The sequence below is a fragment of the Gilvimarinus sp. 2_MG-2023 genome (assembly GCF_030547685.1).
In the GTDB taxonomy this organism is placed as follows: Bacteria; Pseudomonadota; Gammaproteobacteria; order Pseudomonadales; family Cellvibrionaceae; genus Gilvimarinus.
This window is the reverse complement of the sequence record NZ_JAUOQM010000050.1, coordinates 1-19,222: the sequence shown is the minus strand read 5'-3', so window position 1 is coordinate 19,222 and position 19,222 is coordinate 1. Positions and strand designations below refer to the sequence as shown.

Sequence of the window (19,222 nt, the reverse complement as noted above, 5' to 3'; positions counted from 1 at the left end):
GCAGCAAGCAGGCACAGACTATGCCGATCACGAGCAGAGCTTTGAGCAGGTTGTTTCGCAGTTCAATTAAATGCTGAACCAGCGGTAGCTCCTGATCGTTTGAGTTGCTCATGATTTTTCGCTGTCTGTGGTTGCGTGTTCTGAGTCGCGTGTTACGGGTTGCGAGTGAGCGTGGTCGGGCGCCTCAACTGGCGCCTGGTAGCCTTGCTGTATGCGGTGGGCGCGCTCAGGGTCAATGGATTGCTCAATGTCGCGTTTGGTGGCTTCGAGGTTGCGCATCACATCTTCATTGTGCAGTTGGCGGCGAATATCGTCGGCGCCAATTTGCTTTTCGATTTCACTGCGGGTTTCACGCAGGCTGCGCTTCAACCGGCCTATCCACAAACTGACAGTGCGTACCGTCTCTGGCAGGCGCTCCGGGCCAATAACCACCAGTGAGACGATGGCAATCAACAGCAACTCGAAAAAACCCATATCGAACATCGGTGTCCGGCCTACTGGTTGTTGGTTTTGTCTTTAGTTTCTGTGTCGCTGCCGGCTGGCTCTTGCTCCTTTTGCAAAGACTTGGTCTCTTGCTCTGTGGAGTCGTCATCGCTAACGGATTTTTTAAAGCCCTTAATGGCTTCGCCAAGATCGGAACCCATACCGCGCAAGCGCTTGGTGCCGAACAGCAGAAAAACGATTGCCAGAATAATCAATAATTGCCAAAGGCTGATGCCAGCCATAGATCTACCCTCAGTTAGTGTTGGGTGGGTTTAGAGGAACGAGAGGCTTTTTCGTCGTGGCCCGAGACGCCAAAGCGTCGGGCCAGCTCTTGCAGAACACTGTCGGCAGACTCGTCTAGGTGTGACAGTAAAACCAGCGAGTGAAACCATAAGTCGGCGGTTTCTGCGATCAGTTCTTTAGTGTCGCCGGTTGCCTGAGCGTCTTTCGCCGCGATAATGGTCTCAGTGGCTTCTTCGCCCACTTTTTCCAGAATTTTGTTCAGCCCTTTTTGATGCAGGCTAGCGACATAGGACTTATCGCCCGAAGCGGCATTTTTGCGTTCAACCAAAATGCGGGTTAATGCGGCGAGTATGTCTGAGTTATCGGTCATTGGTAAATCTCATCTGGGTCTTTAATGACGTTGTCTACACTGTGCCACTGTTCGCCGTCGAATTGGCGATAAAAACAGCTCTCGCGACCAGTGTGGCAGGCAATACCACCGAGCTGTTCCACCGACAGTAATACCACATCGGCGTCACAATCGAGGCGCATTTCATGCAGTTTTTGTACATGACCGGAAGATTCACCTTTGCGCCACAGTTTACCTCGTGACCGTGACCAGTAGATAGCCCGCCCCTCTTGGGCAGTTAGTGCCAAAGCGTCGCGGTTCATCCAAGCCATCATCAAAATGCGGCCACTGGCGGCATCTTGGGCAATGGCGGGTACTAGGCCTTTATCGTCCCATTTTACCTGGTCCAGCCAGCTGATCGGTGCGTTGTCGGTCATTGTGTATGCTCCGTGCTGCCCGAGCGATACTATCAGGCAAAAATTGCAATTTAACGATTTCCCCCAATGTGCCGCGCTCGGGGAGGGAGAGTATACCTTTTCCCTGCATTCATTGGGTAAAACTCGGGCGAAATTTCCAGTCGCAATATGGTTGATGCGCCAGTACATCAGGCGACTCAAGCCGTGTGAATGCGATCACAGTCAAGCATGCGAACCCCGCTGGGGTCGTTTTAAAGGGTAAGACAGACAACGTTGTCTGTGGTAGTGTTTAGCGCGAAAATTTTAGGGGATACTCTCATGCAGGGAAAGTCGCGGCTTGCCGCTGTCGTTATTATTCTAACTTTTGTCGTCATTGCGGGCCTGTATACCTGGGCTGGAGGTGAGCGTGCCCGCTTAACCGCCTATGGCTTTTTGAGCCTCGACCGCGAGCAAATGGTGGTTAACTTCGACCACCACTGGATTTGGTTCGACGTCACCGGCCGAGAGCAACGCTCGGTGGACTTATCGGCGGAAGGCCTGCGCCCGGTGGGGGATTTCGATTTTTTTGCCAATGGCGATTTACTTGTGTTGCACCGCGCTGCGCCGCGTTCGACCGGTCAAAATATCAGGGCTTTTTTGCGGTTGCAGTCGGCGCCAGAACCTGCGCATCAATCTGAAGGCGAGCGCAGTGACGGCTTTTATCGCTGTCGGTTAACCCCTCTACATTGCACTCATCTGGCCACTATAGACTCGCTGCCGGCGCGCAGTTCGCGGCTGTTGATTGATCGACAGAATGATCATATCTACCTCGCTGACACCTCCGATCACGCTCTTTATAAGTACAGCGATACGGGCCGGCTATTGGCACAAAAACGCACTGGATTTAAGTTTCCTAACCAGCTGGTGTGGCACGATAATGGCCTGTGGCTGGCCGATACCAATCACCATCGGGTCGTGCAGCTAGACACTCGGGAGGAGTATTTCGCTGAGGTGTTACAGGCTCACAGTATTGAGCTCGGCGGCAATTATCGCTGGCCTCATCAACTGGCCTCTTCCGCCAGTGGATTGTGGGTGTTGGTTGGCAACAATGCCATGGCTCGTGGCAAGCTGCGCCTGCTAGATCAACAAGGCGAGCTGAATGCACCACTTAATGCTGGGTTGCTTAATCAGGCTGGGCTAAACGACCCGCAGGCGTTGCATTATTGGCAAGATTATTTGTGGTTGACTGATTTTACTGAGCCCAAATTGGTCTTGGTGAATTCGAGCGCGGGGTTGACCGAAGAGGTGCAGTCCCCCACCTTGCGTCAGTTGGAGCAAGCATATCATGCGGCCAGTATGGGTTATAAATATTGGCAATACTTAGCAGGCGCATTGTTTATTGTGTTGTTAGTGCTGGGCTTTGTGGCAGCCTGGCGCCTGGAGAAGCCGCAAACGCAGGCCAAGTTTAAAGCGTTCAAAGGTGGCGGTAAGCTGCCCACAGATGGCGAGATAACCCCAACGGGGCAAGATGGTGTGTTGTGGGTAAGCTCGGGGCTCAAGCCTTGGCACCACTGGGCCGTCTATATTTTATGGGGCGCTACTTTTATTTGCTCCGTTTTACTTATCTGGTTGTATGTCACAAGCGATAAGTTAGGTTCGGATTTTTTTACCATAATGCTCGCAATGATAGCGTTCTTAGTGTTGGTCAGTGTTGCGGCGAGTAAATTGTTTCACAGTATTATGCGGGCAAAGCTAGGCGTAGTGGGTGAGTCTTTAGTGCTGGACGACGGCGCCGGTCGCAGCACTGTTGCCAAAGGCGAGGCCTTGGCCTATACCGCGCATTATATATTTGCCGATAATGTGGTCATTGCTTTGGGCAACCAGAATCTATCTTTTTTTGCTCAGCACGAGTTGGAGCGATGGGTGTTCCCGCGTCTCAGGAACGCGCAGAAGCTCTCGGTTGTGGAGCAAGCTAAGCGCCTGTGGCAACTGCGCCATCCGCAGTTAATTTATACGGGTTTGATTTTGGGCTTTATGCTGATATTACTGCTCTTACTTGAATGGTTTGGTTGACGGTGTCGCACAGCGAGAAAATCCTTGTTAGGTGAAAAATTGTGCAATAGGTCTTGAAATTGTGACGCCTTGCCCTCACTCTTGAATGATAGAGCCTCACAAGGGCACTTTCATACACTGCGGACTGATCATGTTAAAAGCAGCACAAGCCATTAGGGCGAAAGCCCCAAATCTCACAGGTTACGCCTCGGGCGTTGCTTTGTGTATTTGGCTTGCTTTATCTTTACTCTCTCCGGTGGCAGTGCAAGGGGCAGGTTTTGACTTACCCTGCGGTGCGGATCTCGTCGATAGTGTTCATCCTCCTGTTAGTAGTGACACCTCAGAGGGTGCCGAGGATGACACCGTTGTTGCCAAGCCCTCACTTGGCCTTGAGCTGGTACCAGCGGCTCAACCGTTGTTATTTGCCACGGTGGCGAGTTGCGGCCCCATCATTCCCGCCTTTGCCGCGCGTGCCCCTCCAGTTTGATACACATCTAACGTTTTAAATTTTGTGTGTCGATACCGCCTGTGGGCGGTTTATAAACTGTGAGGCTGTACTATGAAACCTGTACCCCGTATTCCTGTATGTCGTTTGAATCATTCGCTTAATTTATCCGCTGGGCAAAAACCCGAAATCACCTTAGCGAGCCCCGCCGAATCGGTATTTTGGGACTTTGATAGCCGCTCGCCCATGCTTATTAACCCGGCGGTAAGCGTCGATGACGCCGCGTATTTAATGCATGTCACCCATTCTAAAATTAAGTTGGTGGTTGATGCCCGCAATCGCTTGTCCGGTATTATCAGCCTGCGTGATATAGAAAGTGTAAAAGTTCTGGCGACTGCCTCTGCCATGGGGGTAGAGCGCAAAGATTTGACCGTTAAAGATATTATGACTCCGGTCGTACTGTTGCACGGCATTCAGCGTGAAACATTAGAGCGTTCCCGGGTTCGTGATTTGCTCGATGTATTGGAGTTCGAAGGCCAGCACTACCTATTAATATTGGATGGTCAAAGTGAGGTCTGCGGCTTGGTCAGCGCCGAAGAAATATCGCACCGGCTGGGACAGCCAGTGAATATTGAGCCGGTGGTGCACAACTTTAGCGATGTTTTCACCGCGCTTAATGTAAGCAATCACTAAATCGAACCTTCAGGCGGCCTTTCCCTTGGCCGCCTGTACCGCTATCCTGTCGTTTTTTGCGACGGTGATTTCCCCATGCGGCTTTTGTACTCTTTGCTTTACTCTCTGGCTATATTGCTGGTTCTGTTGCATCAGTTATGGTGCGCGCGCCGCGATCGCCGCCATATTGAACGCCTGCCAGAGCGGTTTGGTTATATTGCTCCCATTACCGGGCAGCAGACTCGTATTTGGCTGCATACTGTTTCGGTGGGCGAATTTTTAGGGGCCCTGCCGCTAATCTACCGCTTACTGGCGCGCCCGGATACTGAACTCATTGTTACCTCTACGACCCTGACCGGCTCCGACCGAATTCGCGCAAGCTTAGGTGACCGGGTGCATCATTTTTATATGCCCTACGATTTCACTCGCGCGATTCGGCGTTTTATTTATACCGCCGAACCCGACCTGTTGGTCATTATGGAAACCGAGTTATGGCCGAACACCCTGGCCGAATGTCATGCCCGAGGCGTACCCACACTGTTAATTAACGCGAGGCTCTCGCAGCGTTCCGCTCGCAGTTATAGCCGAGCGGGGGGGGTAACCCGAGCTATGTTGTCGCGTTTGGGTGGGGCAGGTATTCAACAGCAAGCTGATGCCGACCGCTTTATCGGGCTGGGTCTGGGGCCGGATAAAATACAAATAACCGGCAATATTAAATTCGATCAAACGCTGTCCCCGACACAGCGTGAACAGGCCGCCGAGCTTTCTGACGAATGGTCGCTGGACGGTAAGCGCCGGGTATGGGTGGTTGCCAGTACCCACCCGGGCGAAGATGAAATTGTGCTGGAGGCGCTTAAGCTGCTGCGCCAGCGCGGCCTTAGCGCTGAGCAATTATTGTTGGTGTTGGTTCCGCGTCACCCAGAGCGATTTGATCGGGTGCATAGCTTAATCGGGCGCAGTGGATTGAGCAGTATACGCCGCTCGGTGGAAGAGCAGCCCAGTGCCGATGTTGATGTGGTGCTGGGTGATACCATGGGTGAGCTACCACTGATGTTGGGCGCCTCTGACTATGTATTTATGGGTGGCTCGCTGACTCCAGTAGGTGGGCATAACTTTATTGAGCCTGCTCTGTGGGCTAAACCGCTGATCAGCGGGCCGCACTTATTTAATTTTTCGGGTGTGGCGAAAATGCTAACGGACGCACACGCCTTAACACTTGTGAACGATGCTGCTGAATTGTCCAGTGCCGTGTACGGCCTTTATCGTGATAATGAGCAGGCACAAGTCATGGGGCAGGCGGCACTTGAGGTGGCCGAGTCTAATCGCGGTGCGTTGGATAAAACCCAGGCGATGATAGAGGCGCTGCTATAGAGGGCAGGTATTACCCAATAACCTCGCTGATGGCCGTTAAAAGCCAATTGTCGGGCACAAAAAAGCAGCCATTTAGGCTGCTTTTTTGTGAGTGTGGTGCCTTGGGTTACACGTCGTAATCGCTGCGGCGTACCGTTTGGGCATCCAGTAAAAAGCTGTCGATACGCTCGATATCGGCCGGAGTCAGCATGCCGGCTGCCTCGCGCAAACTGATCAGCTGAATAATATAATCGTAGAGGGCGTTGGAGTAATCGCGGCGCGCCTGAAACAGCGAGCGCTGCGCCAGCAACACTTCCACCAGGTTGCGTGTGCCCACTTCAAAACCGGACTGAGTGGCTTTTACCGCACTTTCGTTCGACACAATTGCCTGCTTACGGGCTTTTACACGAGCGACTCCAGTTTCAACCGCTAAATGCAGTGAGCGTGTGGCCTGAATAACATTGCGCTGCTGATAGTTGAAGTTTTCGTCCGCTTGCATGGCCTGAGCATAGGCTTGACGACGGCTACCGGAGGTACGCAGACCGCTAAACAGAGGGACTTGCAGGCTGATGCCAAAGGAGTGGCCTTCACTGTCCGAGCGGTTGTAGGGGTTGTTGTAAATATCCGTATCCGTATCGGTTTCTGTGTAGCTGGCCGAGGCACTTAAGGTTGGTAGGTGATTGGCACGGGCGGCTTTTGCCTGCTCTTCGGCGGCATTCGCCGCGGCGCTGGTCGCTTTTAGAGTAAAGTTATTTTCCAGAGCAAATTCGACCCAGTCGTGGCGGTTGGCCGGGCTGGGGGGAACCACGGGGAACTCGTCGCTGAGCGGAGCAATGGCGTCGTGCGCCTGCCCGGTAAGCACTTCCAGAGATTCGTATTGAATACCTAGCTGACCGCGGGCTTCCAGTGATGCCGCTTGGGCGGTATCGAAGGCTGCCTGGGCATCGTGGACATCGGTAATCGGGGTTAGGCCCACTTCAAAACGCTGTTTGGTTTGCTGTAGCTGCTGCTCTAGCGCTTTCTCTTCGGCCATGGTGGCTTCGAGATTGTCGACCGCACGCAGTACATTAAAATACGCCTCGGCAACGCGCACAATCAGGCTCTGCTGGTCGGCCGAGTACTGCGCTTTGGCCTGGTCGCTCAAGGCGATGCCCTGCTGGTAGATGTGCCAGGCATTGAGGTCGATTAGCGCCTGGTCGAGGCTGACACTCCAGCTGACAACATCGGTGTCGCTGGTGGTGGAGCCATCGTCCACAATAACGCCTTCACTGACGGTGGCCCCTGAAGTTGACTCGCTAATGGTGTAGCTGGCGCTGGCATTAATTTGTGGCAACAGGCCCGCGCGGCCTATGGTTTTATTCTCAAGCCCTGCCCGGTAGGCGGCCTGATCGGCTTTTAACAGTGGATCGTTTTCCAGTGCCAGATTATAAATATCGAGAATAGAATTGGCTTGAGCACTGCCAGTGGCAGTAATCAGTGCGGCCAATAGGTAGCGTTTCATGGTTTTCATGGTGTTTCCCAGTGGTATAGCTTCCGTAAAAAGTCAGTGCTCGGGGTGATCGCCATAGGCGCACCCAGAAAAGGCGCTTCAGTCAGGACCTTGTTCAGAGCATGAGTGTAGCGATTTGTGCGGATAAAATACAGATGAATGTTCATTCATTTTTGCCCGAAAGGGGTAAAAAACCGTAAATCGGCCGCTTTACACACCTGCAAGACTTCTCTAGACTGCTTGCTTTCTTGTCGGGGTGCTTCGATTGTCGAGGCTGAGAGAGTCCCGTCGACCTGATCCGGTTAGTACCGGCGTAGGGAACGAGAGCGTAGCAATGATAACTGCCGATCTTCACAGTTCTGTACTGTCACTGTTTCTTCCGCCCGTGGCCTCTGCCCCGTGCGCGCGCCTTGCGGCTTGCTCTGGTTCCTGTTCTTTTGACTGGAGCCACCCATGTCCAATTCCCATCATGCAGTAACCGCCAATACGCCCATAGCCCTGACCATTGCCGGTAGTGACTCTGGCGCCGGCGCCGGTATTCAGGCCGATTTAAAAACCTTTGCCGCCTGCGGTGTCTACGGCACTAGCGCGCTTACGGCTATTACGGCGCAAAACACTCAGGGCGTGCAAGGCCTGTGGCAAGTCCCCATCGATAGCCTCAAAGCCCAGATAACCTCGGTGCTGAGCGACATGCCTGTCGCCGCGGTGAAAACCGGGCTGTTGGGCAGCGCTGAGGCGATCAGGCAAATCTGCCAGGTGTTGGATGGTGAGCGAGCACTGTCTCTGGTGGTGGACCCGGTGATGGTTGCCTCCAGCGGCCACCGGTTTCTCAGTCCCGATGCGCTCGGTGCTCTGCGCGAACAATTGATTCCCCGCGCCAGTGTGATTACCCCCAACACTCACGAAGCCGCTCGCTTGCTGGGTGAGCCCGAGGCGCACACCTTAACTGCCATGCAGGCACAGGCCGAGCGCTTACTGATGTTGGGCGCGCAGGCGGTACTGATAACCGGTGGCCACTTAGGTGGGGCGCAGGCTGTCGATGTTTATTGCGATACCGCCGGGTTACAGCTTTTTGCTCGCGAGCGTATTGCCACTGAAAATAATCATGGCACTGGTTGCACATTAAGTGCGGCCATTACCGCTTATCTCGCCCGGGGCGAGCCTCTGCCCGAGGCCTGCCGCCTTGCCAAGCATTATCTTCACCGTGCACTGCTTGCCGGTGCCAACCTCAAAGTAGGGGCCGGTTGCGGCCCGCTCAATCATTTTCCCGAAAAATTACAACTTTGCTCAACGCAGGAGCCTTTATGAGCCAGAATACCGTCGAACATCTAAGCGAAAGCGCCGTGGTGGATACCGCCTCGGTGCAGCCCTTCCCACGCTCTAGTAAACAGTATGTGCAGGGCAGTCGGCCCGATATCCGTGTGCCCATGCGCAGTATCGCCCTGGACACCACTCCCACTGAGTTCGGCGGCGAACACAATCCCGATGTGCGGGTTTACGATACCTCAGGGCCCTATACCGACCCCGAACAAAAAATTGATCTGCGCCAAGGGTTGGCCGATGTGCGCCGCCAGTGGATTACCGAGCGTCAGGACACCGAAGCGCTCGAGGCAGTGAACTCTGACTATACGCGGGCGCGTCTGGCCGACCCTGAGCTAGACGCTTTGCGCTTTGCTCATCAGCGTCGGCCCCTGCGCGCCAAAGCCGGTAAAAATGTCAGTCAGATGCACTACGCTCGCCAGGGGATTATTACCCCAGAGATGGAGTACATCGCCATTCGCGAAAACATGGCGCTGGCGCAAGCGCGCGAGCTAGGCATTATGGATAAGCAGCACCCGGGTAATAGTTTTGGGGCCAGCATTCCCGATGAAATTACGCCTGAGTTTGTGCGCAGTGAGGTGGCTCGCGGCCGCGCGATTATTCCCGCCAATATTAATCACCCGGAGTTGGAACCGATGGTTATCGGCCGTAACTTCCTGGTCAAAATCAACGGCAATATTGGCAACTCGGCTCTTTCGAGTTCGATTGAAGAAGAGGTGGAAAAACTCACTTGGGGCACCCGCTGGGGCGCCGACACCATTATGGATTTGTCTACCGGCAAAAATATTCACGAGACACGCGAGTGGATTATCCGCAACTCTCATGTGCCCATCGGTACGGTGCCGATTTATCAGGCGCTGGAAAAAGTCGGCGGTGTGGCCGAAGACTTAACTTGGGAGATTTTCCGCGACACGTTGATTGAGCAAGCCGAGCAGGGGGTGGATTATTTCACCATTCACGCCGGTGTCTTACTGCGCTATGTGCCGCTTACGGCAAAGCGCGTTACAGGTATTGTCAGTCGCGGCGGCTCTATTATGGCCAAGTGGTGTTTGGCGCATCATAAAGAGAGCTTTCTATATACCCACTTTGAAGATATCTGCGAAATCATGAAGGCCTATGACGTGTCCTTCTCCTTGGGCGATGGCTTGCGCCCGGGCTCCATTGCCGATGCCAACGACGAAGCGCAATTTGGCGAGCTGGAAACCTTGGGCGAGCTGACGCAAATTGCCTGGAAGCACGACGTACAGTGCATGATCGAAGGGCCGGGGCATGTGCCAATGCACATGATTAAAGAAAACATGGACAAGCAGCTAGAGTGCTGCGGCGAAGCGCCGTTTTACACTTTGGGGCCACTGACCACAGACATCGCCCCCGGCTACGATCATATTACATCGGGCATTGGCGCGGCCATGATTGGCTGGTACGGTTGTGCCATGCTCTGTTACGTTACCCCCAAAGAGCATTTGGGGCTGCCTAACAAAGACGATGTAAAAGAAGGTATCATTACTTACAAAATCGCGGCCCATGCGGCAGACTTAGCCAAGGGCCATCCCGGTGCGCAACTGCGCGACGACGCCCTGTCGAAAGCGCGGTTTGAATTTCGCTGGGAAGATCAATTTAACCTGGGGCTGGACCCGGACACCGCGCGCGAATATCACGACGAAACCTTGCCCAAAGATTCGGCCAAGGTGGCGCACTTTTGCTCCATGTGCGGGCCAAAGTTTTGCTCCATGAAAATTAGCCAGGAAGTGCGCGAGTACGCCGCCGACAATGGCTTTGGTGTCAGCGATAGCGGTGAGGATGTGATTCGCATGATCGATGTCGAAGCTGAAATGCAAGCCAAGGCGCAGGAGTTTCGCGACACCGGCGCCGAGTTGTATCACAAAGTTTAGCGGCGTTTATAGCTGTGTTTATAGGTAGCTTATGAGTGAAAACCCCGAGTTAGTTCCGACCCAGTTCGGCCTCAGTGATGTTGATGTTATCGAGCGCAAAACACTGTATCGGGGTTTTTACTACGCCGAAAAAGTCACCCTGCGTCACCGGTTGTTTCGCGATAATCAGTGGTGCGAACCCCTGACCCGCGAGCTTATCCATCACAAGCAAGCGGTGGGGGTGCTGTTGTACGACCCAGCGCTCGATCAGGTGGCGCTGGTGGAACAATTTCGCATCGGGGCCATGGCCGAAGCCACCGGCCCCTGGCTGTTGGAAGTGGTGGCCGGCATGGTGGAGGCGGGCGAAACCCCGCAAGAGGTTGCGCGGCGCGAGCTTGTAGAAGAGGCCGGTATTGAGCAGGTGGAGTTGCACTATATCGGTAACTATCTGGCGACCCCGGGTGGCTGTGACGAAAAGCTCTACCTTTACTGCGGCTTGTGTGACTTGAGCGGTGGCGGTGGCCTGTTTGGTTTGGCCGAAGAAAACGAAGACATCAAAATGCATGTGTTGGCGGCTGACGAGGTCTTTGCCCAGCTTTACACGGGCCGATGGAATAATCCTGCTGCCCTAATCACCCTACAATGGTTACAATACAACAGAGATTCCTTAACTCAATCTTGTGAGGGTTAGCTCATCGCCGTAAAAGAACGCTACAAAGTCGACTTCCCGCAGCACATGGCGCAGTGTGAAGCTAATTATTGGTTGTTGCAAAAGCTGATGCCCGCATCTGAGGTGCGCGACAGCTGGGAGTTCGCTGTGGAGCGGGCCAAGGGGCGTTGGGAAGTTCGCATTCAAATCACCGAACGCATGCGCTATACCACCACGGTGCAGGTGTTCCGCCAGGATGCCGATGACAGCGAATGGTTGCGCGCGCCGCGTTTGACCGTGCGCCTATACCATGATGCCCATCTGGCCGAGGTGCTGGCCTGCGAAGAGCACCGCCGTTTAAACGTGAAATACAGCTACCCCAATCACAAAATGTATCAGGCCGATGAAAAGGCTCAATTTAACCGTTTTTTGGGGGAGTGGCTGCGTCACTGCCTGGCTAACGGCCACTCTCTGCACGAAATATCCCTGCCGGTTCGCTGAACAATCACCGTGTTTCCCTGTTAAATTGACGCAAATTTGAGCTAAATATCATACTTTTTGCATTTGAGCCGGCCATTTACTGGCGTCTTTTTCCGTAAGCGTTTATCGTTACCCAAAGCGTATACCGCAAACAGGATTGAAAAAAGGAAGCTCAAGCTCAATGGTGGGTAAGCTCAGCACCTCACATACCGATGATCGCCCAGTGCGTCTGGTGCAAATTACGGATACCCATCTCGGCAGCGCAGACGGGGAAACCCTTTTGGGCCTAAATACTGATCAGAGCCTGGACGATGTGCTGGATATCGTTCAGCGCGAACAGTCTCATATAGACGCAATGGTCTGTACCGGTGATATCGCCAGCGCTCCCAACCCCAGTTGTTACCAGCGCTATATTGAGCAAATCAACAGCCGTTTTTCTTGCTCGCAAGGGTGGCTGCCGGGCAATCACGATTTGGCGGATGTGATGTTTACTCTCGATCACCCGCAGCGTCCGGCCCATCGCACCATGATGTTGGGCGCTTGGTTGGTGGTATTACTCGACACCAGCGTGCCGGGTTTTGTCCACGGCGAGCTGTCCCGGGCCGAACTGGCTTTTTTAAGCCAAACCTTAAACGAGCACAGCAACACACCCACCATAGTGATGCTGCATCATCAACCCGTTGTTGTCGGCAGTGAATGGATTGATCAATACATAGTGCGCAACAGCGACGCCCTATTTGCCATTACCGATAGACACCCACAGGTTAAAGCGATCAGCTGGGGGCATGTGCACCAGTTGTTCGAGCAGCGCCGGGGCGAAACCCTGCTGTTGGCGACGCCCTCCACCTGTGTGCAATTCAAGCCGGACTGTGACGACTTTACCGTCGATACCGCTATGCCGGGTTACCGCTGGTACGACCTTTATCCGGACGGGCGTATAGAAACCGGTATCTCGCGCGTCACCGATAAAGCCTACGTCATCGATTATCGCTCAGCCGGGTATTAAGCGTATGGCTTGCGTGGTTTATCTGCACGGGTTTTTAAGTTCTCCACTGTCGCACAAGGCGCAGGTTGTTAAACAGTGGCTGGCCCAGCAGCGGCCAGAAATCCGCTTTATCTGCCCACATTTAACACCCTATCCGGCGCACACCGCCGACGAACTCAAAGCACTGATGGAGTTTTTGCAGCCCGAGCCTATTTGGCTGATGGGCAGCTCGCTGGGTGGCTATTGGGCCACTTGGCTGGCGGAGCAATACAATCGCCCGGCCGTGTTGATTAACCCCTCGGTAGCCCCCTGGCAATTTATGCCCGAGTTTTTAGGTATTGACCTGAAGAGCTATCACACCGATGATAGCTATCGCCTAACGGCCGCCCATATTGATGAGATAAAAGCGGTGGATGTTACTCCTATAACCCGCCACGACAATTTCTGGCTGATGGTACAAACCGGTGATGAAACACTGGATTATCGTCAGGCAGTCAATGCGTATCAGGGCTGCCAACAGCTGGTAGAGCCGGGTGGGGACCATAGCTTTGTCGACTTTGAGCGACACCTTCCCGACGTAATCGAATTTTTTCAGGCGTTTGAAGCAAACCCGCGCGCAGAGTAATCGCACAGCGCTTTGCCTAAGCCCTAGCAATAACAGAAGTGATAGATACCACTCATGGCCAACTATTCCGCAGAAGATATTGAAGTCCTCACCGGGCTGGACCCCGTTAAAAAACGCCCGGGCATGTACACCGAAACCACCCGCCCCAACCATTTAGCGCAAGAGGTGATCGACAATAGCGTGGACGAGGCGCTGGCCGGTCACGCTAAAACACTCACAGTAACTCTGCACAAAAATCACTCGGTTACCGTGAGTGACGACGGCCGCGGTATGCCTGTGGATATTCACCCCGAACAGGGCAAGCCCGGTGTCGAGGTTATACTTTCTACCCTGCACGCCGGCGGTAAATTCTCCAACAAAAACTACCAGTTCTCCGGCGGCTTGCACGGTGTGGGTGTGTCTGTAGTGAACGCCTTGTCGGACTTGTTAGAGGTAACCATTCGGCGCGATGGACAGGTGCACCAGATTGTCTTTTCCAACGGCGAGAAGACATCCGACCTAACCGTGATCGACACCTGCGGCAAGCGCAATACCGGCACCAGTGTGCGCTTTGTGCCCAATGCCAGCTATTTCGATTCGGCTAAATTTTCCGTCAGCCGATTGCGCCATGTGTTGCGAGCCAAAGCGGTGCTCTGCCCCGGTTTAACCGTGTTGTTTAACGATGAAACCTCCGGCGAAAAAGATACCTGGTACTATGAAGATGGTTTGCGCGATTATTTAAGTGGCAACACCCAAGGCTTTGAGGTGTTGCCCAGCGAGCCGTTTGTGGGCGAGTTTTCAGGCTCAACCGAAGCGGCCAGTTGGGCGATACAGTGGCAACCCGAAGGCGGTGAGCTGACCCAAGAGAGCTACGTTAACTTAATCCCGACCGCTCAGGGTGGCACCCACGTCAATGGTCTGCGCACCGGCCTGCTGGACGCACTGCGCGATTACTGCGAGTTTCGCAATTTATTGCCGCGCGGCGTTAAGCTGGCGCCGGAAGATATTTGGAGCAACTGCAGTTATGTGTTGTCTTCCAAACTGGCCGACCCGCAATTCTCCGGCCAAACCAAAGAGCGTTTAAGTTCGCGCGAGGCGGCGGCGTTTGTCTCCGGTGTGGCCAAAGATGCTTTTGCATTATGGCTAAACCAGCACACCGAAGAGGGCGACAAAATCGCCGACTTGTGCATTTACAATGCGCAAAAGCGCGTGCGCTCTTCGAAAAAAGTCGCCCGCAAAAAAATCACCCAAGGTCCCGCCTTGCCGGGCAAGTTGGCCGATTGCTCCAGCAGCGACCCGAGCAACAGCGAATTGTTTTTGGTGGAAGGGGACTCGGCCGGTGGCTCTGCCAAGCAGGCGCGCGATCGAGAGTGTCAAGCCATTATGCCGCTGCGTGGTAAAATTCTAAACACTTGGGAGGTGGACTCCAGCGAAATCTTCTCCAACCAGGAAGTGCACGATATTTCAGTTGCTCTCGGTATCGACCCCGCGACTGATGTGTTGGAAGGCTTGCGTTACCACAAAGTGTGTATTCTTGCCGACGCCGACTCCGATGGCCTGCACATCGCCACCCTTCTGTGCGCCCTGTTTGTGCGTCATTTTCGCCCCTTAGTAGCGGCGGGCCATGTCTATGTTGCCATGCCGCCGCTGTACCGCATCGACGTGGGCAAAGAAGTTTACTACGCGCTAGACGATAGTGAAAAAGCCGGCATTTTGGATCGCATCGAAGCGGAGAAGAAAAAAGGCAAAGTTGGCGTACAGCGCTTTAAAGGTCTGGGCGAAATGAACCCACTGCAACTGCGCGAAACTACCATGGCCAAAGACACACGCCGATTGGTACAGCTGCGCGTCGAAGACGGTGACGACACCAATCAAATCATGGACATGCTACTGGCCAAAAAACGCGCCGCCGATCGTAAAAGCTGGCTGGAAGAAAAAGGCGATTTGGCGGAAGTGGTGGTTTGATTGTATATCCTCGCATAAGTTTGAAAAAATATGCGATTGTTTAAAATAAGTCATCGACAGGACTACGAGTGCCAGCACGACGCTGGCCAATAACGTGAGTGTAGATCTCAGTTGTCCTCAAATCAGAATGGCCGAGTAATTCCTGTACTGTCCGGATATCGCTACCGTTAAGCAGTAAGTTTGTCGCGAATGAATGCCGAAAAGTATGTGCGGTGACTCGTTTATGGACTCCACTGGTTTTAACGGCTTTGCGTAAATTTTTGGCAAAGGCTGTTCCATGAAGATGATGCCGACAAATATAGCCATCATAGGGATGTTGGCAGCGAGTTGTAGAGGGAAACAAGTATTGCCAGGCAAAATCAGTTAACGACTTACCATATTTTCGGTGCAGGGCCGTGCAATCGAGGTAGATCCATACCCTTCAGCCAGATCGGTTTGATGAATTTGTTGTGCCACTGCCATTTGTTGTTGAATTGGGGAGATAAGTGCCGCTGGCAACAACGTATATCGGTCTTTGGCTCCCTTTCCTCTGAAAATGTAGATAGATTTATTCTGAAGGTCAATGTCCTTAATGCGTAATGACAAAGCTTCGTGAATACGAAAACCACAACCATAGAGTAATGCCGTAATAAGCCAATACTTTCCTCTGAGCTGATTTAATATGGCGGATATCTCCGCAGGAGCCAGTACCGTCGGGACATTTTTGGGGCGCTTGGCGAAACCGTATTGCAAGTCTTCTATTTCCCGTTCGATTATGTATCTGTATAAAAAGACAATTGCGCAGAGTGCTTGATTCTGCGTCGCAGCACTGACCTTGCGATAAACCGCGAGGTAGCTCAGAAACCCTTCAATTTCAGCGTTCCCTAACACCTCGGGGTGTCGTTTATCATTAAACAAGATGAAATGACGAATCCAGTAAAGATAGGTCTTTTCTGTGCGTAAACTATAATGGCGAGTACGAAGCTCGGACCGGACCCGCTCAATGAAAGGTGAAGGTTTCACAAACAACTCCCTAAGTGCTGTATGTATAAACAGTTATAATGGAAATATGAGTAAATTCAAGGGCAGGGTCCTATGAGTAACAAATTCATTAGTCTTTTTTTCTCTATAAACTATACGCTAACACTCTGATATATCTGTATATTTTGTGTCTTCATGGGTGCATAGAAGACCTCGTAAGGGTCTCGTTAAACACAATGGCTTTGTTTTCACAGTGACAAAACACAGAAAAAGATGCGCTAACCTGTTGAACTTGATATGATTTTTTGCAAATAAGCGGAGAAAAACGGTGGGTTTTAGTGTTGTATAAACGAAATTCTGCCTAATACACTGTTAGGCTTTTAATCAAGTATTACAACTTCAGGAATCACAAATGCAATATGTAGAATTAGTCGCAATATTAGCTGTACTTCAATTTTTCTTTTTCGGTTTTATGACTGGGCAGGCACGTAGAAAGTCTGGCCTAAAAGCGCCTGCCATTACAGGTGATGATGGTTTTGAAAGAATGTACCGTGTTCAAATAAACACATTAGAAACTCTCGTGGCATTCCTTCCTGCAATATTTTTAGCAGGAAAATACTGGCCTAGCTTATTGGTTGCGGGTATAGGTATTGTTTATATAATTGGTCGCTTTATCTATTGGCGTGCATACATAAATGACCCTGCAAAACGTGGCATTGGTTTTATGCTATCTATGATACCAACATTTGTGCTTATAGCTTTAGCATTGGTTGGCATTGTGTTGTCATTAATCACTGCCAAAGCCTAACAAGTCGTTAAACACGGAAGCGTAAACGGCTGCCATTGTTTTTGCAAAAAGACAAAGGTGCAAAAACAATATCAACCTACGCTCCGGTTAACGAGGCGTTATGCACTAATCGAGATGGAGATAAATAATGAGAGTTAGTAACCCCCTTACGATCATTTCGATTTTTGCAGGGCTTGCTGAAATAATGGCAACAACAGCACTTCTAAAGCTGCCCATTGAGCTGCAAGGAATTTTCATATATTTTGTAATGGGGTTCCCAACCTTACTGGTCATTTTGTTCTTCATTGTTTTAGTGTTTAAAAATAAAGCTCTATATGCTCCTAGTGATTTTACTAATCAAGAACATTATCTAGAGCTAAACGATTTAAAGAGATCAATCGAAACTAATGTATCTGCTGCTTTTGATTCAATCGAGGGCGTTAGTGCGGATGAAAAGATTCGACTAAGAAAACATGTCGATTCATCTCTTCAGTCGTCATTTCGTTCTACGAGGCGAGAACAGATATTAAATTATCTCGAGGAGAAATCGGGTACAACAAAAGAAATATGTGAAATCACGGGTATCCACCCGTCCTATGGCTCACTAATTCTAAAAAATCTAGAAGATGAAGATGCTGTTAAAAAGAAAAAAGAAGGTCGTTCATATATCTGGAGCCTAAATGCATAACAAGGCTATCGTAGGGACTTTTGTTGCTACGCTCCGTTTTGGGGTGGCTTCGCCACTTTACCCCAAAACTCCACTACACAACAAAAGCCCCACATAGCAGCGTTAGGTATTTCCATGATCGAGTTTAAATTGCTTCCCAGATCGGTCACATTGGAAGCTTCAATTCCTCTAAAATCAGAAGCACCCGAAGCTGTTGTTGCGGAATATGAAAGTAGGTATTCTGGAAAATTGGTAGTGTGGAAAGATATACGGTTAGGAGTGTGTGGCTGCGTGCACAATAATCGAAGCGTTGTCGCAAATATTGATGCAGCCGCCTTCGTTACTGTTTATGAAATGAAACCAGCAAAAAGTAGCGGCTGGGTGGGCATGGGACTTCGTACAAAAAATGGTGAAGAGTTGGTTACATTATTTGATTCCAGGTATTCACAATTATCTATAAATTGGCTTCAGCGTACTCAACCTAAAGTAGCTGAGTTTTTGCAATTAGATACCTCTTTTGTAGATTTGGGGTACGATACCTAACAAATTGCTCCATTTGACGTAGCGGTCTACGCTCCTTTTTGTGCCTTCGTTGCGCTCATTGTTGCACAAAAATCCACTACAACCGCTACGCAAATGAGCAAGGCGTTATGCCAACATGGAGTCACTCAAATAATATGGAAAAAACTGGCAACAAGCACATTGAAGACTTTCCTCCTGCAGCTCTTCATCTTAATGATTTAGAAGAAATCATAAGATTATTCGAGGAAAACTGTGAAGAGGTAACGTTAAAAACAAGTGAGTATGAAAACGTTAAGCCTTCAGAACTTCCTGAACTAATACAAAAACTGCATTTAAGTTCGTTTGAAGATATATACATCGTTGGAAGATCGCCTTATGTCACATTGGACTTACGCAGTTTCGGGATTAAAGCCTATGTAAGTGAAAGTAATTCGATTCAACTTGGTTTAATTGCCCAGATTAAAGATTTGGTACAAAATAGAAAAAAGAAATACTTCAATGTAATTCCTAATATATTTATAGGTATTCCCATGCTGGCAGGTTTTACCGCCATTTACCTTAATGAATGGGGGCTCATGGCTATTGCATTTGGTGTTTCATTTTTAATGATCTGGCCCGCAGTGAAGTATCAAATGTCAAAAACACTCGTAGTACACACTGTTCCCAAAAAACAAGAGTTGTCGTTTTTAAAGCGTAAGAGAGATGAAGTTATAATTGCCATTTCTTCTGCTTTTATGGGTGCTTTATTTTCTTTGTTATTAGTCAAGTATTTAGGGTAGGCATAACAAGTCATTTAAGCAGGACATGAACTTGCCCCACTTTAGTGGACACCTCTAGATAACGCATCTGGAGGTGAAAATGCCAAAGTATACAAACCCTCGTAAAACGTGGGAATATTCAAGAGAGTTCAAGGTGCGGGCGGTAAAGATGAGCTACCGTACCGACATCCAAAGTA

22 protein-coding genes and 1 riboswitch are annotated in these 19,222 nt (G+C 51.1%); of the genes, 15 read left to right on the top strand and 7 right to left on the bottom strand.

What is annotated here, in order from left to right; all coding sequences use genetic code 11:
- Positions 1–108: 108 nt before the first annotated feature.
- The 4 genes from tatB to hisI are packed head-to-tail and all read right to left on the bottom strand — an operon-like array spanning position 109 to position 1,491.
- Positions 109–474 (bottom strand): Sec-independent protein translocase protein TatB, encoded by a 366-nt coding sequence (gene tatB / locus Q4526_RS15355; protein ID WP_303609686.1) that lies wholly within the window; start codon positions 472–474, stop codon positions 109–111.
- 20 nt (positions 475–494) lie between these two features.
- The gene (gene tatA, locus Q4526_RS15350; RefSeq protein WP_215977991.1) at positions 495–725 is read right to left on the bottom strand and encodes a twin-arginine translocase TatA/TatE family subunit; all 231 of its coding nucleotides are present in this window, start codon (positions 723–725) and stop codon (positions 495–497) included.
- Positions 726–739: 14 nt separating this feature from the next.
- On the bottom strand, positions 740–1,096 hold the full coding sequence (locus Q4526_RS15345) for a phosphoribosyl-ATP diphosphatase (protein ID WP_215977990.1): 357 nt from the start codon (positions 1,094–1,096) through the stop codon (positions 740–742).
- A complete protein-coding gene (gene hisI, locus Q4526_RS15340; RefSeq protein ID WP_215977989.1) occupies positions 1,093–1,491 on the bottom strand; it encodes a phosphoribosyl-AMP cyclohydrolase in 399 nt (132 codons plus the stop codon). The genes Q4526_RS15345 and hisI overlap by 4 nt, the downstream gene beginning before the upstream one ends.
- A 297-nt stretch (positions 1,492–1,788) precedes the next feature.
- Here hisI and Q4526_RS15335 point away from each other — a divergent pair, with 297 nt between their 5' ends.
- The 4 genes from Q4526_RS15335 to waaA all read left to right on the top strand — a co-directional run bounded on the left by Q4526_RS15335 (position 1,789) and on the right by waaA (position 5,989).
- Complete coding sequence (locus Q4526_RS15335) at positions 1,789–3,522, top strand: hypothetical protein (protein WP_215977988.1); 1,734 nt, start codon at positions 1,789–1,791, stop codon at positions 3,520–3,522.
- Between the two features lie 130 nt (positions 3,523–3,652).
- Positions 3,653–3,988 (top strand): hypothetical protein, encoded by a 336-nt coding sequence (locus tag Q4526_RS15330; RefSeq protein ID WP_215977987.1) that lies wholly within the window; start codon positions 3,653–3,655, stop codon positions 3,986–3,988.
- Between the two features lie 72 nt (positions 3,989–4,060).
- A complete protein-coding gene (locus tag Q4526_RS15325; protein ID WP_215977986.1) occupies positions 4,061–4,639 on the top strand; it encodes a CBS domain-containing protein in 579 nt (192 codons plus the stop codon).
- A 75-nt stretch (positions 4,640–4,714) separates the two neighbouring features.
- Positions 4,715–5,989 carry a lipid IV(A) 3-deoxy-D-manno-octulosonic acid transferase gene (gene waaA / locus Q4526_RS15320; RefSeq protein WP_215977985.1) on the top strand — a complete coding sequence of 425 codons (1,275 nt, stop codon included), beginning with the start codon at positions 4,715–4,717 and terminating at the stop codon, positions 5,987–5,989.
- Between the two features lie 106 nt (positions 5,990–6,095).
- Here waaA and Q4526_RS15315 read toward each other — a convergent pair whose 3' ends face one another.
- The gene (locus Q4526_RS15315; RefSeq protein ID WP_215977984.1) at positions 6,096–7,478 is read right to left on the bottom strand and encodes a TolC family outer membrane protein; all 1,383 of its coding nucleotides are present in this window, start codon (positions 7,476–7,478) and stop codon (positions 6,096–6,098) included.
- 221 nt (positions 7,479–7,699) lie between these two features.
- Positions 7,700–7,794: riboswitch (TPP riboswitch) on the top strand.
- Between the two features lie 116 nt (positions 7,795–7,910).
- Here Q4526_RS15315 and thiD point away from each other — a divergent pair.
- The 7 genes from thiD (at position 7,911) to parE (ending at position 15,331) form a co-directional block, all read left to right on the top strand.
- Positions 7,911–8,765, top strand: a complete 855-nt coding sequence (thiD, locus tag Q4526_RS15310) for a bifunctional hydroxymethylpyrimidine kinase/phosphomethylpyrimidine kinase (protein ID WP_215977983.1) — start codon at positions 7,911–7,913, stop codon at positions 8,763–8,765.
- Positions 8,762–10,669 carry a phosphomethylpyrimidine synthase ThiC gene (gene thiC / locus Q4526_RS15305; protein ID WP_215977982.1) on the top strand — a complete coding sequence of 636 codons (1,908 nt, stop codon included), beginning with the start codon at positions 8,762–8,764 and terminating at the stop codon, positions 10,667–10,669. The genes thiD and thiC overlap by 4 nt, the downstream gene beginning before the upstream one ends.
- Before the next feature lie 31 nt (positions 10,670–10,700).
- Entirely contained in the window at positions 10,701–11,339 is a 639-nt protein-coding gene (locus tag Q4526_RS15300) for an NUDIX domain-containing protein (RefSeq protein WP_215977981.1), read from the top strand.
- A 45-nt stretch (positions 11,340–11,384) separates the two neighbouring features.
- Complete coding sequence (locus tag Q4526_RS15295) at positions 11,385–11,798, top strand: DUF1249 domain-containing protein (protein ID WP_215977980.1); 414 nt, start codon at positions 11,385–11,387, stop codon at positions 11,796–11,798.
- Between the two features lie 136 nt (positions 11,799–11,934).
- Complete coding sequence (gene cpdA / locus Q4526_RS15290) at positions 11,935–12,783, top strand: 3',5'-cyclic-AMP phosphodiesterase (protein ID WP_303603738.1); 849 nt, start codon at positions 11,935–11,937, stop codon at positions 12,781–12,783.
- 4 nt (positions 12,784–12,787) lie between these two features.
- Positions 12,788–13,387, top strand: coding sequence for a YqiA/YcfP family alpha/beta fold hydrolase (locus Q4526_RS15285; protein ID WP_215977979.1), 600 nt, complete (start codon positions 12,788–12,790; stop codon positions 13,385–13,387).
- Positions 13,388–13,441: 54 nt separating this feature from the next.
- Positions 13,442–15,331: a DNA topoisomerase IV subunit B gene (gene parE / locus Q4526_RS15280; protein ID WP_215977978.1), complete on the top strand. Its 1,890-nt coding sequence runs from the start codon at positions 13,442–13,444 to the stop codon at positions 15,329–15,331.
- A gap of 40 nt (positions 15,332–15,371) precedes the next feature.
- On the opposite strand, the gene Q4526_RS15275 is transcribed toward parE, so the two are convergent.
- Both Q4526_RS15275 and Q4526_RS15270 read right to left on the bottom strand, forming a co-directional pair.
- Positions 15,372–15,674, bottom strand: a complete 303-nt coding sequence (locus Q4526_RS15275) for a tyrosine-type recombinase/integrase (protein WP_303609685.1) — start codon at positions 15,672–15,674, stop codon at positions 15,372–15,374.
- A gap of 20 nt (positions 15,675–15,694) precedes the next feature.
- Positions 15,695–16,333 carry a phage integrase N-terminal SAM-like domain-containing protein gene (locus Q4526_RS15270; protein WP_215977977.1) on the bottom strand — a complete coding sequence of 213 codons (639 nt, stop codon included), beginning with the start codon at positions 16,331–16,333 and terminating at the stop codon, positions 15,695–15,697.
- A 370-nt stretch (positions 16,334–16,703) separates the two neighbouring features.
- On the opposite strand from Q4526_RS15270, the gene Q4526_RS15265 reads away from it, so the two are divergent.
- The 4 genes from Q4526_RS15265 (at position 16,704) to Q4526_RS15250 (ending at position 19,046) form a co-directional block, all read left to right on the top strand.
- A complete protein-coding gene (locus Q4526_RS15265; RefSeq protein WP_215977976.1) occupies positions 16,704–17,099 on the top strand; it encodes an MAPEG family protein in 396 nt (131 codons plus the stop codon).
- Positions 17,100–17,226: 127 nt separating this feature from the next.
- Positions 17,227–17,766 (top strand): helix-turn-helix domain-containing protein, encoded by a 540-nt coding sequence (locus Q4526_RS15260; RefSeq protein ID WP_215977975.1) that lies wholly within the window; start codon positions 17,227–17,229, stop codon positions 17,764–17,766.
- A 114-nt stretch (positions 17,767–17,880) separates the two neighbouring features.
- Entirely contained in the window at positions 17,881–18,288 is a 408-nt protein-coding gene (locus Q4526_RS15255) for a hypothetical protein (protein WP_215977974.1), read from the top strand.
- Between the two features lie 134 nt (positions 18,289–18,422).
- The gene (locus Q4526_RS15250; protein WP_215977973.1) at positions 18,423–19,046 is read left to right on the top strand and encodes a hypothetical protein; all 624 of its coding nucleotides are present in this window, start codon (positions 18,423–18,425) and stop codon (positions 19,044–19,046) included.
- Positions 19,047–19,222: the final 176 nt, after the last annotated feature.

Bases quoted from the DNA above. Each gene is read 5' to 3' on its own strand.
- Q4526_RS15345 (WP_215977990.1), bottom strand. From the start codon at position 1,096: ATGACCGATAACTCAGACATACTCGCCGCATTAACCCGCATTTTGGTT.
- tatB (WP_303609686.1), bottom strand. From the start codon at position 474: ATGGGTTTTTTCGAGTTGCTGTTGATTGCCATCGTCTCACTGGTGGTT.
- Q4526_RS15250 (WP_215977973.1), top strand. From the start codon at position 18,423: ATGGAAAAAACTGGCAACAAGCACATTGAAGACTTTCCTCCTGCAGCT.
- Q4526_RS15295 (WP_215977980.1), top strand. From the start codon at position 11,385: ATGGCGCAGTGTGAAGCTAATTATTGGTTGTTGCAAAAGCTGATGCCC.
- parE (WP_215977978.1), top strand. From the start codon at position 13,442: ATGGCCAACTATTCCGCAGAAGATATTGAAGTCCTCACCGGGCTGGAC.
- Q4526_RS15285 (WP_215977979.1), top strand. From the start codon at position 12,788: ATGGCTTGCGTGGTTTATCTGCACGGGTTTTTAAGTTCTCCACTGTCG.
- Q4526_RS15325 (WP_215977986.1), top strand. From the start codon at position 4,061: ATGAAACCTGTACCCCGTATTCCTGTATGTCGTTTGAATCATTCGCTT.
- thiC (WP_215977982.1), top strand. From the start codon at position 8,762: ATGAGCCAGAATACCGTCGAACATCTAAGCGAAAGCGCCGTGGTGGAT.
- hisI (WP_215977989.1), bottom strand. From the start codon at position 1,491: ATGACCGACAACGCACCGATCAGCTGGCTGGACCAGGTAAAATGGGAC.
- Q4526_RS15300 (WP_215977981.1), top strand. From the start codon at position 10,701: ATGAGTGAAAACCCCGAGTTAGTTCCGACCCAGTTCGGCCTCAGTGAT.
- Q4526_RS15315 (WP_215977984.1), bottom strand. From the start codon at position 7,478: ATGAAAACCATGAAACGCTACCTATTGGCCGCACTGATTACTGCCACT.
- Q4526_RS15335 (WP_215977988.1), top strand. From the start codon at position 1,789: ATGCAGGGAAAGTCGCGGCTTGCCGCTGTCGTTATTATTCTAACTTTT.
- Q4526_RS15255 (WP_215977974.1), top strand. From the start codon at position 17,881: ATGATCGAGTTTAAATTGCTTCCCAGATCGGTCACATTGGAAGCTTCA.
- thiD (WP_215977983.1), top strand. From the start codon at position 7,911: ATGTCCAATTCCCATCATGCAGTAACCGCCAATACGCCCATAGCCCTG.
- waaA (WP_215977985.1), top strand. From the start codon at position 4,715: ATGCGGCTTTTGTACTCTTTGCTTTACTCTCTGGCTATATTGCTGGTT.
- tatA (WP_215977991.1), bottom strand. From the start codon at position 725: ATGGCTGGCATCAGCCTTTGGCAATTATTGATTATTCTGGCAATCGTT.
- Q4526_RS15260 (WP_215977975.1), top strand. From the start codon at position 17,227: ATGAGAGTTAGTAACCCCCTTACGATCATTTCGATTTTTGCAGGGCTT.
- Q4526_RS15330 (WP_215977987.1), top strand. From the start codon at position 3,653: ATGTTAAAAGCAGCACAAGCCATTAGGGCGAAAGCCCCAAATCTCACA.
- Q4526_RS15265 (WP_215977976.1), top strand. From the start codon at position 16,704: ATGCAATATGTAGAATTAGTCGCAATATTAGCTGTACTTCAATTTTTC.